Genomic DNA, 12,422 nt, shown 5'->3' with positions numbered 1-12,422 from the left:
GGGTTAGGTTTCTCTCCGGTTTCCCTTCCCCGTTATGCCCTCGCGCCTCTGGTGCGGGGGCATTCTGAAAAAATCGACAAAATAAAGCGCAGATCAAACATTCTGCGGATTGCCATGCGATCAGCAACCGCCAGTTGCATCCGACGCTAAACACATTTTGGGAAAAATTCCTATAGACGCGATTGGGGAGCCAACGGCCCCCCAACTTTCAGCCCGCCTTAGGACGGTGCTTTGGTCTTGCGCAGATATGGGAAGATCGTCTCAAACTCGCCAAACTTGGCCTTGGCATCTTCGTTGGAAACGGTCGGCGGGATAATTACGTCCTCGCCCGGAACCCAATTGGCCGGTGTCGCAACACCCTTGGCTGACATCTGCAGCCCGTCCAGCGCACGCAGGATCTCGGCAAAGTTCCGGCCCACGGTCATCGGATAGGTCATCGACAGCTTCAGTTGCTTGTCCGGGCCGATGATGAAGACTGAACGCACAGTGGCGCTGTCTGCAGGAGTGCGACCGTCCGGCAGATACGCTTCAGCGGGCAGCATATCGAAGGCTTTGGACACAGCCAGTCCGTCATCGGCGATGATCGGGAAACCAGGATTGGCTTTGCCGTATTCTTCGATGTCTTTTTTCCACTTCTTGTGGTCCTCGACCCCGTCGACCGAAACACCGATCACCTTGGTGTTGCGCGCAGCCCATTCGTCATTCAGTTGCGCAACGGCAGAAAACTCGGTGGTGCAAACAGGCGTGAAATCCTTTGGGTGCGAGAACAGAATGGCCCAGCTGTCGCCGATCCAGTCGTGAAACTGAACGGTACCCTGATCCGTTTCTGCTGTGAAATTTGGGACGGTATCGTTGATGCGCAAACCCATGGGGCATCTCCTTTCCTGTTAAAAACCTGAGTCGGTTGCTTGGAACCTAATCACTTTGCGCGCAGGTTAAACCATCCTATGCGTCTAGGGATAAGGAATTTACAGACCTCCCAAGAAAATAATTTGATCAAATTCACTATTGCCCAGTCTAAGTATGGGTGACAGAGTGTGTCCGAAACACCGATTTAAGGCTGAACCTTCAGGAGGGCGCACGATGATCGAAAAACGGGATTTCTATATTAACGGTCATTGGGTCGCGCCGTCGCAGCCCAATGATTTCGAGGTCATAAACCCCTCGACCGAAGAACCCTGCGCAGTGATTTCGCTTGGCGCGGAAGCCGACACAAATGCAGCCGTCGCGGCGGCCAAGGCCGCCCTTCCCGGCTGGATGGAAACCCCGGTGGAAACCCGCATAGCGCTGGTTGAAAAACTGGTGGATCTTTATGCGGCGCGGTCCGAGGATCTGGCGCAAGCCATGTCGCTTGAGATGGGGGCGCCCATCGATCTGGCCCGTTCGGCGCAGGCTGGGGCGGGCATCTACCATCTGAAGAACTTCATTCGCGCTGCCAAAGCATTCGAGTTTGAGCGCCCGCTTGGAGATCACGCACCAAATGACCGGATCATTTACGAGGCTGTTGGCGTTGCCGCGCTGATCACACCCTGGAACTGGCCTATGAACCAGATCACGCTCAAGGTCGGCGCTGCGGCAATTGCGGGCTGTACGATGGTTTTGAAACCGTCAGAACAAAGCCCGTTGAACGCGATGATCTTTGCCGAGATGATGGACGAGGCAGGCTTCCCACCCGGTGTGTTCAATCTGGTCAACGGTGACGGGGTGGGCGTTGGCTCTCAGCTATCGGGCCATAAGGATGTCGATATGGTCAGCTTTACCGGCTCAACCCGTGCTGGCACGGCGATTTCGAAGAACGCAGCCGAGACGCTCAAAAAAGTGCATCTGGAATTGGGCGGCAAAGGTGCCAATGTGGTCTTTGAGGACGCCGACGAGAAGGCGGTCAAACGCGGCGTGCTGCACATGATGCAAAACACCGGCCAAAGCTGTAACGCCCCCAGCCGGATGCTTGTTCAACGCCCGATCTACGACAAGGCAGTGGAAACGGCGGCCGAGGTTGCAAACATGGTCAAGGTTGGTCCCGCAATGGAAGAGGGCCGCCATATCGGTCCGGTGGTGAATGAGGTTCAGTGGACCAAGATTCAGGATCTGATTCAAAAGGGCATTGACGAAGGCGCGCGTTTGGTCGCCGGTGGCACCGGACGGCCCGAGGGGCTGAACAAGGGCTACTATGTCCGCCCGACGGTTTTTGCCGACGCCAACAACCAGATGACCATCGCACGCGAAGAGATCTTTGGTCCGGTTCTGACCATGATCCCCTTCGACACCGAAGAAGAAGCCATCGAGATAGCCAACGACACGCCCTATGGCCTGACCAACTATGTTCAGACCCAAGACGGCGCGCGAGCCAATCGCATGGCGCGGGTCTTACGCTCGGGCATGGTTGAAATGAATGGTCAATCACGCAGCGCGGGCTCTCCGTTCGGCGGCATGAAGCAATCTGGCAACGGGCGCGAAGGCGGTGTCTTTGGTCTGGAAGACTTTCTGGAAATCAAAGCCGTCGGCGGCTGGGCTGCAGAATAAGCCAGATTGCAACGTGAACCAAGCGTGAGGCACCTTAGGATGCCTCACTCTATGTCTCAGGCATCCGCCTGAGCAGCTTCGTACGCCAGCATGGCCCGCTTTACCGGTAGGCCCCAGTGATAGCCGCCAAGGCCACCCGATTTGCGCAGCGCGCGGTGACAGGGGATCAACCAACTAACCGGGTTACGCCCAACTGCCGTTCCCACCGCACGCACGGCTTGTGGCGAGCCTACGCGCTGCGCGATCTCGGAATAGGTGGTGACTTGTCCTGATGGGATATGCATCAACGCTTCCCACACTTTGATCTGCAGGGGCGATCCGATCAGGTAAAGCGGCGTTGGTTCCAACCGGTCGCTGGCAGCCCCAAAAGCGCTGAGCACCCAAGGACGCAAACGCATCGGATCCTCGACGAAATCCGCTTTGGGCCAGCGCGAAATCATGTCCTCCATCGCGGCCTCTTCCCCGGTCTCTGCCCCAAAGGCCATGCCGCAGATACCTTTGTCTGTTCCCATGACAAGCGCAGGACCAAAGGGGCATTCGAACCAACCCCAATAGATCGTGAGACCTTCACCCTTGCGGGCGTATTCGCCGGGACTCATGGATTCCCATTTCAGGAACAAATCATGCAGGCGTCCGCTGCCCGAGAGGCCAACGTTATGTGCCGTTTCCAGCGTGGTGAATCGTTCCCGCAGTAATGCCTTTGCATGGCCTAGTGTCAGGTACTGCTGGTATCTCTTCGGTGACACCCCAGTCCAACGCGAGAACAGACGTTGGAAATGGGCCGGGCTCATATCCATCTGGTGGGCCAGCTCATCAAGGCTAAGGCCCTCGCCGCCCTGATCGATCAGATCGATCGCGCGGCGCATGACGTTGTAGTGGTATCCGCTTTCCGGGGTCTGGACATTCATGGTTCCACCTCATTTCCTGACAAAACCATAGCGCGCAGGCCACGCCCAAGCGACCCGGAACTTGCGCATTGGCTTTGGGCTTGTGTCACGGGACCTTGGGCGGCATTAAGGCCCGGATGGCAAAGCAACTCGATTATCATACGATCCGCGAGATCTTTACGCGCTTTCAGGACGCCGACCGCGAACCCAAGGGCGAGCTGGAGCATGTGAACGTCTATACCCTGGTCGTGGCCGTGGCGCTGTCGGCGCAAGCGACCGACGCTGGCGTCAACAAAGCCACGCGCGAGCTGTTCAAGATCGCCGACACACCACAAAAGATGCTGGACCTGGGCGAACAGGGTCTGATCGAACATATCAAGACCATAGGCCTGTTCCGCCAAAAGGCGAAGAATGTCATCAAACTCAGCCGAATTCTGGTCGAGGACTATGATGGCGAGGTGCCCAACTCACGCGCCGCGTTGCAATCCCTACCCGGTGTAGGCCGCAAGACGGCCAATGTGGTGCTGAACATGTGGTGGCGGCAACCCGCGCAGGCGGTTGATACGCACATCTTTCGCGTAGGCAACCGAACCGGCATTTGCCCCGGCAAGGACGTAGACGCAGTCGAGCGCGCCATCGAAGACAACATACCTGCTGACTTTCAACTACATGCGCATCACTGGCTGATCCTGCATGGCCGGTACCATTGCAAGGCACGCAAGCCGCAATGCCCGACCTGCATCATCCGTGATCTCTGTCGATTCGAGGACAAAACCCAATGAAAACTTACCAACTGACCGGCATCGGAAATGCCGTCGTAGACGTGATTTCCCAGGCCGACGACAGTTTCCTGGAACTGATGGGCATCGAGAAAGGCATCATGCAGCTGATCGAGCAGGAGCGCGGTGAAGTTCTCTATGCCTCGATGGAAGGCCGCGTGCAGACGCCTGGCGGTTCGGTCGCCAACACGATTGCAGGTGCCGGTGCCCTTGGACTGGACGCCGCTTTTATCGGGCGCGTGCATGACGACGCGCTGGGGCGGTTCTATGCGGATGCGATGAACGAAGACGGCGTTGACTTCGTGAACCCCCCGGTCCCGGGAGGAGAGCTGCCGACCTCGCGTTCGATGATCTTTGTGTCGCCCGATGGCGAGCGGTCGATGAACACTTATCTGGGGATTTCGTCCGAGCTGTCTTCGCAGGACGTTTCGGATGATGTTGCAGGCAACAGCCAGATCATGTTCCTCGAAGGTTATCTGTTCGACAAAGAAAAAGGCAAAGCCGCGTTTCTTGAAGCTGCACGTGCCTGTCATAAGGGTGGTGGCAAGGCCGGTATCGCCATTTCCGACCCGTTCTGCGTGGAACGTCACCGGGTCGATTTCCTGTTGCTGATCGAGAATGAGCTGGATTTCGTGATCGGCAACGAGGCCGAGATCAAATCTCTGTTCGAAACCGACGACTTGGAGGAAGCGCTGGCCAAAACAGCCGCAATCTGTCCGCTGGTGGTCTGCACCCGGTCAGGCGACGGTGTCACTGTTCTGAGTGGTGACAACCGCATTGACGTGCCGGTTGAAAAGATTGTGCCCGTGGATGCAACAGGTGCTGGCGATCAGTTTGCTGCGGGCTTCCTGTTTGGCATGGCCACAGGTCGAGATTACGAGACTTGTGCAAAGATCGGCAATGTCTGTGCCCGCGAAGTCATCAGCCATATCGGTCCGCGCCCCGAGGCAAACATGCAGGAATTGCTGCGCGCCGAAGGGTTGCTCTGACCTCGGATCGAATCCTTTTCACAAAATGGATTGGGGCGTCAGCGCCCCAACCCTACCCTTTAGTTAGAAAACAGCGCCAGCCAGATTCCGACGAACATCAGAACCCCACCCAGGTTCACCCAGACGTGCCAAATCGCATAACGAAACGGCAGTGTCTTTTGGGCGTAAAACATCGTTCCAACGACATAGCTGACTGCACCGCCCGCAATGCACCAAAGGGTGGCTGCGGGAACGGTGGTCATGTCTGGGATTGCGCCTAAACCGATACCACCCAAACCAAGGTATGACGCCGTCGACCATCGCGACTTAACCGTCTCATTCGCGATCTTGTTCCAGACGGCTGCGATGGTCAGCCCCCAGCACACCCAAAGCAAGGTCATGGTCCATGCCGTGCCCGCCTGAACGAAGAATGGTGTGAACGTCCCGCAGATACTGGGATAAATCGCGGCGTGGTCGATACGGCGCAACAACTTGCGACGGTCATGCCAGGGCGCGAAATGATAGGCACAAGACGCAAGGTTCGACGCTAGCGCGCAAAGAACATAAACGATGACAGCAAAAAGCAGCGCGACATCCAGACGCTGATAGGCGTTCACGATCAGCAAACCCCCAGCCGTCAGGATCAAGGACAACCCGATCACATGGACAACCATGTCCGCGGTGCGATGCGCGCGTATTGGGCTGGGATAGGTTGTTTGCATCATGACTGGCCAGTTAAAAAACAGCTCTGCGCTAAAGTCCCGCCAAAAGGATGTCCAACTTTCCCAAGCGTCACTTATACGAGCCGAGGTGGTCTTCAAAAGCCGCCAGCACTTGCTCGTACACGTCCCGTTTGAACGGTACGATCTCGTCGATCAACCGATCAGGCGCTTGCCATTTCCATTGTGAAAACTCTGGGTGGTCGGTTTCGATGTTGATCTGGTCATCCTTACCGACAAAGCGCAGTAGGAACCATTTCTGCTCTTGCCCGCGATAGCGCCCTTTCCAGATCCTGGGCACGATGTCCTGCGGCAGATCGTAGAGCAGCCAACCGTCGGTTTCGGCCACGATCTCCACCAGGTCCGAGGTTACCCCGGTTTCCTCCCACAACTCGCGCAGGGCCGCATCGCGCGGGTCTTCGCCTTTGTCCACGCCGCCCTGCGGCATCTGCCACGCGTCTTTGTGGCGATCATTGCGCTGACCCACAAAAATCCTGCCGTCCGCATTTATCAGCATTAGCCCCACACATGGGCGATAGGGTAGCTTGGCGATGTCTTCGGGGGTCATACGGGGCCTCTTCGGGTTGTTCCGCCAACCTCTAACAACCACAGGGGCAACAGCAAAGAGGGTGACGTGGGGTTTCGCGTGACAAAGGTGACGCGAAGGTCAATCTAACTCGCATATTCGGGAGGGAGAGTTTCGCCATGACTGCGTACCCAAACATGCTGGCCCCGCTGGATCTGGGCTTTACTACCTTGAAGAACCGCGTGCTGATGGGCTCGATGCATACGGGGCTTGAGGAAACCGGTGACTGGAACCGGGTGGCTGAATTCTATGCGGACCGGGCGCGCGGCGGCGTGGCGCTTATGGTGACAGGTGGCATTGGTCCAAATCTTGAGGGCTCGGTTCTGCCCGGCGCGTCGATGATGACCAATGAAAAAGAGGTGGCGAACCATTCCATCGTGACCCAGCGGGTGCACGAAGCAGGCGGCAAGATTGCGATGCAGATCCTGCACGCAGGCCGCTATGCCTATGGCCCGAAATGCGTAGCCCCAAGCCCGGTGAAGTCCCCTATCTCTCCCTTTCCGCCAAATGAGCTGGATGAAGACGGCATCGAAAAACAGATCAGCGACATTGTAAACGCCGCCGTTCTGGCCCAACAGGCGGGCTATGACGGGGTCGAGATCATGGGGTCTGAAGGGTATTTCCTGAACCAGTTCCTTGTGACCCATACCAACAAACGCACAGACCGCTGGGGCGGGTCCTACGAAAACAGAATGCGCCTGCCGATTGAGGTCGTGCGCCGCACGCGCGAGGCCGTTGGCCGCGATTTCATCATCATCTACCGCCTTTCGATGATTGATCTGGTCCCCAATGGTTCAACCCATGAAGAAGTGGTGCAACTGGCGCAAGAAGTAGAAAAGGCCGGTGCCACAATCATCAATACCGGCATTGGTTGGCACGAGGCGCGGATTCCGACCATCGCCACCAGCGTCCCGCGTGCAGCCTTTGCTTGGGTGACGAAAAAGTTGATGGGCAAGGTTTCGATACCTGTGATCACCTCAAACCGGATCAACACGCCCGAGGTCGCCGAAGAGGTCTTGGCCACCGGCTGTGCCGATATGGTTTCGATGGCCCGCCCGATGCTGGCGGACGCGGATTTTGTCAACAAAGCAATCGCAGGACAATCTGCGCAGATCGCGCCTTGCATCGCCTGCAACCAGGCCTGTTTGGACCATACATTCAGCGGCAAACTGACGACATGCCTGGTCAATCCCCGCGCCTGTCATGAGACTGAGCTGGTGATTGAGCCCGCCACAACGCAGAAAAACGTTGCCATTGTCGGTGCGGGCCCCGCCGGTCTGTCCACGGCCATGACAGCCGCCCAGCGTGGTCACGACGTGACTTTGTTTGACCGCGCCGCAGAGATTGGCGGACAGTTGAACATGGCCAAACAGGTGCCGGGCAAGGAAGAGTTCTGGGGGCTGGTCGACTGGTATCGCACAATGATGGCCGATCTGGGCGTGAAGGTGGAATTGAACCGTGAGGTCAGCGCCGACGACCTGGCCGGCTTTGACGAAGTGATCATCGCAACCGGCGTCACCCCGCGTGATCCACAGATTCCCGGGCAGGATCGGAAAAATGTCCTCAGCTATATCGACGTGCTGCGTGGCAAGGCCGAAGTCGGCGAATCTGTCGCCGTGATCGGTGCAGGTGGCATCGGCTTTGACGTCTCCGAATTTCTTTTGGAGGACGGGCACAGCGCAACCACCGACTTGCCGCTTTGGATGAAGGAATGGGGCGTGACAGACCCGGCCGAGCACCGCTCGGGCCTTGCGCCAGAAGGGCCTCAACCCAGCGCGCCAGCGCGTCAGGTCACATTGCTACAGCGCAAGAAACAGGCGCACGGCAAGGGATTGGGCAAAACCACTGGCTGGATTCACCGTGCAGCGTTGAAGATGAAAAACGTCAACTTCGTGGGCGGCGTGAACTATGAGCGCATTGATGACGACGGCCTGCATGTCAGCTTTGGCGAAGACCGTGCAGACCCCACAGTGATCTCGGCGGATACGATCGTTTTGTGTGCCGGGCAGGTTTCAGACCGGTCGCTCGCGGACGCACTGATCGAACGCGGCGTTACCCCGCACGTAATCGGCGGTGCGGATGTAGCGGCCGAACTGGACGCCAAACGTGCGATCAATCAAGGAACACGATTGGCGGCCGAGCTTTAAGCTTGGTCAGTCGGACAGCGCAAGTTTTACCCCAAGCGCGCCGAAGGCTGTTGCAAAACAACGTTTGATCCAGGCCATCACTGACGGGCGGTGGATTATGTAGTCCCGCGCCAAAGCCGCGCAGGCCCCGTAGGCGATGAATACAACAAAGGTCATCGCCATGAACGCAAGCGCCAGTTGCACCAAAGCCAGCCCCGCATCGCTTGTGTCGGCGGGCAGGAATTGCGGCAGGAACGCAAGGAAGAACAAAGACAACTTAGGGTTCAAAACGTTGATAAGCGTGCCGGTCGTCGCAATCTTTAGGTAGCCTTTACCGGATTTTTCGGCGCTCACTTCCATCGCACCGCCCTCACGGACGATTCCCCACGCCATATAGAACAGGTAGAGCACGCCAAGGTATTTGAGCACCTGAAAGGCCAGCGCGCTTGTATGCAGCAAAGCGGCCAGGCCGATAATGCTGGCTACAGCGGCGGGCACGATCCCAAGTGTACAGCCTGCTGCTGCCGCGACGCTGGCGCGAAATCCTCGGCCAAGCCCAATGGCCAGCGTGTAGATGACGCCGGTACCCGGCAACAGAACAACGATCAAGGACGTAAGAAGAAACTCAAGCGACATGAAACCCCCCGAACACGCGCCGGAGAGTTCCCCACATCAACGCGAAAGTAAACAGGCCCGTGGTTGCTTATTCGACGGTAATCGTAATCACCTCGGACACAATCGGCGGGTTATGCGGCACATGGCCCGCGTCCCCCAGCACCAGTTGCAACGTGTGCTGACCAGGGGGCAGGTCCAGTGTCACCTCGGTCTGACCGCCTCCGAAGTGCATGTGGTTGTCGTCGGCCGGCAGGCCATAGGCCAGCTCATCTGCGCCGTCATCACCCTCACCAATTGGTGGGCGGTTAAGCAGCAAGTGGTGGTGGCCGGTGTTTTCCTTCTCGGTCCCTGCCGGAGCGACACCCATTCCGCTGAGGCCAAAGACAACCGTAACCGGCGATTGCACTGCGTCACCGTCTGACAAATTGACGAAATAGACCTTTGCTTCGGGGTTCGAAGGCGTTTCACCCCCGGCGTGTGCGAAACCCGCAAAAAGGCAAAAGGCAGCGATGGTGAAAACGGTCTTCATGGTCTCCTCCCTTGTCACAAAAATGCCATTCTCAAACTAATAGATTAGTCCAATTGGCCAAAAAACACAGCCACACAGGGGCTGCGGCGCATTTGGAAACCACTGTTTCTGCGTTTCCCATACGCAAACGATCCGATTCAAATCCCTGATATTATCCCATGTATGCCCCGTTTCCGCCCAGATTCAGCGCCATAGTCAGGGAGGAAATCAAGATCTGGGGAACAAGTATGGACCGACTGACTGAAATGGAAGCCTTCGCCAATGTGGTGGACCAAGGTGGCTTCACCGATGCGGCCAAAAAGATGGGCATCTCCAAATCCGCCGTGTCCAAACATGTCTCGAGCCTCGAAGCGCGTCTGGGGGCCCGGTTGCTGAACCGCACCACGCGTCGGGTGTCGCCGACAGAAATCGGCCTTGCCTATTATGACCGCGCACGGCGCGTTCTGAATGACGCGGGCGAGGCAGATTCGCTGGTCACCTCAATGCAGTCGGCCCCATCTGGCCTGTTGCGCATCAGCGTTGCCACGGATTTCGGCGTGAATCACCTGTCCCCCGTTCTGTCCGAGTTCCTGGCCGCCTATCCCGACATCACCGTGAACATGGTTCTGAACAACCGTTATGTCGAACTGATTTCCGAAGGATTTGACGTGGCCGTCCGCATTGGCGAGCTGGAAGACAGCACGTTGCGCGCCCGTAAACTGACTGAAACCGTGAAGCGCATGGTGGTTGCGCCCAGCTACATAGAGCGCTTCGGTCGCCCGCAGAAGATTGATGATCTGAACGAACACAAGCTGCTGCACTATTCCAGCCAGTCCTCGGGCAATGTCTGGAAACTGACGGCACCTTCGGGTGAAAAGCGTCAGGTGCGCACTGCGGGCTGGCTGAGCGTGAATGACGGGCAGTCGCTGCTGAACGCGGCCATCTCGGGGCTGGGGATCGCGTATCTGCCCAGCTATCTTTATGCCGATGCGCTTAAATCAGGGCAGGTGGTCGACGCCATGCCATCACTGCCGGATGAGGTTCAGGGCATCTATGCCGTCTACCCACCCGGCCGCTTCACACAACCCAAAGTTCGGGCCTTCATCGACTTCCTGGTCAATTCCTACCACGACAAAGGCCCGATGGACTGGTAATTCTCCCTGAAGACCAACCTATGACCCGCATGTCAAAGTGCGGGTCTTTTTTTGCCTTCAGACTCGGCGGCACAGTTTCAGTTGACCAATAAAACCGCCTCGACCCGGCGGTTCAGGTCGCGCCCTTCAGGCGTTGCATTGGACGTTATCGGAGCCAGATAGCCCACGCCTTGCGCCTCAATCCGCTCGGGGGCCACGCCATGCGCCTCGATCAATCGGGTGCGTACGGCCTCGGCCCGGCTTTTGCTGACAGAGATATTGGCCGACAGCGCGCCGGTGTCGTCGGTATGCCCCACCAGCGCCAACCGCGTCTCCGGGTTGTCGGCCAGATATCCGGCCAGCAGGGCCAGTGAGCCAAATGGCCCTTCTCCTAACGCCACCTCGCCCGTAGGGAAATGCAAATCATCCAGGATCACATGCCCAGTGCTAGTCAGAGCCTCGAGCAATCCGCCCGAACCTTCGACGGCCTGTTCGATCACCACCGGATCAGGGTCAGGAGCATCCTGCGGCGTCACACGGATAAGCTGAACATAGCCATCCGGCGGGTTGCGACTGACCAACAGGCTCAACACAACAGGCCCTTTGGTGGCCGACAGGAAGCGGTAATCCTGAATGGCGACATACATGTCCGGTGTCGGCACAACTTCGGTACCAAATCGAAAATCGAAGCCGCCACAGTTTTGAGCCTCGCATTCGAACAGGATTTTGTATCCCTGCGCCTCGATCTGGTCGCGCAGCGGGGCCAGAAGTTGCAGGGTCGTACTGGACCCGGCCTGAAGCCGCCATGTGAACCGTTCGACCTGCCCCTCAACGGTCTTTGCTGGCACTGCACCATCGGCATAAGGCCCCGTCGGTAGGTCATAGCTATCCAGCGGCGAGGTCCGGTCGCTGATCTGACGCGCACTGCTGGGCAGTGTCAGGTCCTGTGCCAGAACCGGACCTGTCAGAAGCATTGAAACAAGGGCGGCGGCGCGGATCATCGAAACTGTGCGTGATATTCTTCGTTGGGTACCATTGCGGTCGCGCTGGCCACCCGGTTGGACATGTTGAAGAACCCGGTGACATTGGCAATGTCCCAGATATCCCGGTCGGTGAACCCGGCATCGCGCAGTTTCTGGCGGTCAGGTTCTTCAATCTCGGCACTGGCAGTGGTCATCTTGGCGGCAAAATCCAACATCGCACGTTGACGCGGCTCCAGCGGCGCGACGCGGTAATTCATCACCAGCATCTCACCCAGTTGCGGATTACCCGATAGCTGACGCACCGCCGCGCCATGTGCGACCAGACAGTAGAAGCACTTGTTGATCGACGATACCACCACCGCAATCATCTCGCGCTCCAGCTTGGACAAGCCGCTGTCGACCAGCATCAGGTCATTGTACATCGCTGTGAAGGCGTTCAGCTTGTCGATGTCGAATGCGTTGGCTTTCAATACGTTCGGCACCATTCCCAGCTTTTCGACACAGATATCAAAGTATTTCTGCGTTTCCGGCGGCAGCGGATCGACCATGGGCAGGTTCAGCGCGGTGGGCATGTCTTTCTGTGTCACGGCGGCCT

Annotated in this window: 13 protein-coding genes; 5 read left to right on the top strand and 8 right to left on the bottom strand. The window is 57.7% G+C overall.

The features are described 5' to 3' along the window. Positions 1-218 precede the first annotated feature (218 nt). Positions 219-869 (bottom strand): peroxiredoxin, encoded by a 651-nt coding sequence (locus tag I9187_RS01510; protein WP_039543105.1) that lies wholly within the window; start codon positions 867-869, stop codon positions 219-221. Between the two features lie 214 nt (positions 870-1,083). Here I9187_RS01510 and I9187_RS01505 point away from each other — a divergent pair, with 214 nt between their 5' ends. Further along, complete coding sequence (locus tag I9187_RS01505) at positions 1,084-2,523, top strand: aldehyde dehydrogenase family protein (protein WP_171178238.1); 1,440 nt, start codon at positions 1,084-1,086, stop codon at positions 2,521-2,523. Positions 2,524-2,579: 56 nt separating this feature from the next. On the opposite strand, the gene I9187_RS01500 is transcribed toward I9187_RS01505, so the two are convergent. Further along, complete coding sequence (locus I9187_RS01500; RefSeq protein WP_171178240.1) at positions 2,580-3,431, bottom strand: bifunctional helix-turn-helix domain-containing protein/methylated-DNA--[protein]-cysteine S-methyltransferase; 852 nt, start codon at positions 3,429-3,431, stop codon at positions 2,580-2,582. Between the two features lie 116 nt (positions 3,432-3,547). On the opposite strand from I9187_RS01500, the gene nth reads away from it, so the two are divergent. After that, on the top strand, positions 3,548-4,192 hold the full coding sequence (gene nth / locus I9187_RS01495) for an endonuclease III (protein ID WP_171178242.1): 645 nt from the start codon (positions 3,548-3,550) through the stop codon (positions 4,190-4,192). Next, complete coding sequence (locus I9187_RS01490) at positions 4,189-5,178, top strand: adenosine kinase (protein ID WP_171237946.1); 990 nt, start codon at positions 4,189-4,191, stop codon at positions 5,176-5,178. Before nth ends, I9187_RS01490 begins: the two co-directional genes overlap by 4 nt. Positions 5,179-5,237: 59 nt before the next feature. Here the strand turns inward: I9187_RS01490 and I9187_RS01485 are convergent, their stop codons facing one another. Next, the gene (locus I9187_RS01485) at positions 5,238-5,882 is read right to left on the bottom strand and encodes a hemolysin III family protein (protein ID WP_171178250.1); all 645 of its coding nucleotides are present in this window, start codon (positions 5,880-5,882) and stop codon (positions 5,238-5,240) included. A 67-nt stretch (positions 5,883-5,949) separates the two neighbouring features. Beyond that, a complete protein-coding gene (locus I9187_RS01480) occupies positions 5,950-6,444 on the bottom strand; it encodes an RNA pyrophosphohydrolase (protein WP_171178252.1) in 495 nt (164 codons plus the stop codon). Positions 6,445-6,581: 137 nt separating this feature from the next. On the opposite strand from I9187_RS01480, the gene I9187_RS01475 reads away from it, so the two are divergent. Beyond that, positions 6,582-8,609: an NADPH-dependent 2,4-dienoyl-CoA reductase gene (locus I9187_RS01475; RefSeq protein ID WP_171178253.1), complete on the top strand. Its 2,028-nt coding sequence runs from the start codon at positions 6,582-6,584 to the stop codon at positions 8,607-8,609. A 6-nt stretch (positions 8,610-8,615) separates the two neighbouring features. On the opposite strand, the gene I9187_RS01470 is transcribed toward I9187_RS01475, so the two are convergent. Beyond that, positions 8,616-9,224: a LysE family translocator gene (locus tag I9187_RS01470; RefSeq protein ID WP_171178255.1), complete on the bottom strand. Its 609-nt coding sequence runs from the start codon at positions 9,222-9,224 to the stop codon at positions 8,616-8,618. 67 nt (positions 9,225-9,291) lie between these two features. Beyond that, entirely contained in the window at positions 9,292-9,732 is a 441-nt protein-coding gene (locus tag I9187_RS01465; RefSeq protein WP_171178257.1) for a DUF4399 domain-containing protein, read from the bottom strand. Between the two features lie 227 nt (positions 9,733-9,959). Here I9187_RS01465 and I9187_RS01460 point away from each other — a divergent pair, with 227 nt between their 5' ends. Further along, on the top strand, positions 9,960-10,865 hold the full coding sequence (locus I9187_RS01460; protein WP_171178259.1) for a LysR family transcriptional regulator: 906 nt from the start codon (positions 9,960-9,962) through the stop codon (positions 10,863-10,865). A 77-nt stretch (positions 10,866-10,942) separates the two neighbouring features. On the opposite strand, the gene I9187_RS01455 is transcribed toward I9187_RS01460, so the two are convergent. Then, positions 10,943-11,845: an OmpA family protein gene (locus I9187_RS01455; RefSeq protein ID WP_171178261.1), complete on the bottom strand. Its 903-nt coding sequence runs from the start codon at positions 11,843-11,845 to the stop codon at positions 10,943-10,945. Next, the gene (locus I9187_RS01450) at positions 11,842-12,414 is read right to left on the bottom strand and encodes a peroxidase-related enzyme (protein WP_348540061.1); all 573 of its coding nucleotides are present in this window, start codon (positions 12,412-12,414) and stop codon (positions 11,842-11,844) included. Before I9187_RS01450 ends, I9187_RS01455 begins: the two co-directional genes overlap by 4 nt. Between the last annotated feature and the right edge of the window lie 8 nt (positions 12,415-12,422).

The sequence above is a fragment of the Ruegeria sp. HKCCE4148 genome (assembly GCF_017872495.1).
Classification (GTDB): Bacteria; Pseudomonadota; Alphaproteobacteria; order Rhodobacterales; family Rhodobacteraceae; genus Ruegeria.
Note: the sequence above shows the minus strand (reverse complement) of the source record. Positions and strands in the feature narration are given on the sequence as shown.

Bases quoted from the DNA above. Each gene is read 5' to 3' on its own strand.
- I9187_RS01510 (WP_039543105.1), bottom strand. From the start codon at position 869: ATGGGTTTGCGCATCAACGATACCGTCCCAAATTTCACAGCAGAAACG.
- I9187_RS01505 (WP_171178238.1), top strand. From the start codon at position 1,084: ATGATCGAAAAACGGGATTTCTATATTAACGGTCATTGGGTCGCGCCG.
- I9187_RS01500 (WP_171178240.1), bottom strand. From the start codon at position 3,431: ATGAATGTCCAGACCCCGGAAAGCGGATACCACTACAACGTCATGCGC.
- nth (WP_171178242.1), top strand. From the start codon at position 3,548: ATGGCAAAGCAACTCGATTATCATACGATCCGCGAGATCTTTACGCGC.
- I9187_RS01490 (WP_171237946.1), top strand. From the start codon at position 4,189: ATGAAAACTTACCAACTGACCGGCATCGGAAATGCCGTCGTAGACGTG.
- I9187_RS01485 (WP_171178250.1), bottom strand. From the start codon at position 5,882: ATGATGCAAACAACCTATCCCAGCCCAATACGCGCGCATCGCACCGCG.
- I9187_RS01480 (WP_171178252.1), bottom strand. From the start codon at position 6,444: ATGACCCCCGAAGACATCGCCAAGCTACCCTATCGCCCATGTGTGGGG.
- I9187_RS01475 (WP_171178253.1), top strand. From the start codon at position 6,582: ATGACTGCGTACCCAAACATGCTGGCCCCGCTGGATCTGGGCTTTACT.
- I9187_RS01470 (WP_171178255.1), bottom strand. From the start codon at position 9,224: ATGTCGCTTGAGTTTCTTCTTACGTCCTTGATCGTTGTTCTGTTGCCG.
- I9187_RS01465 (WP_171178257.1), bottom strand. From the start codon at position 9,732: ATGAAGACCGTTTTCACCATCGCTGCCTTTTGCCTTTTTGCGGGTTTC.
- I9187_RS01460 (WP_171178259.1), top strand. From the start codon at position 9,960: ATGGACCGACTGACTGAAATGGAAGCCTTCGCCAATGTGGTGGACCAA.
- I9187_RS01455 (WP_171178261.1), bottom strand. From the start codon at position 11,845: ATGATCCGCGCCGCCGCCCTTGTTTCAATGCTTCTGACAGGTCCGGTT.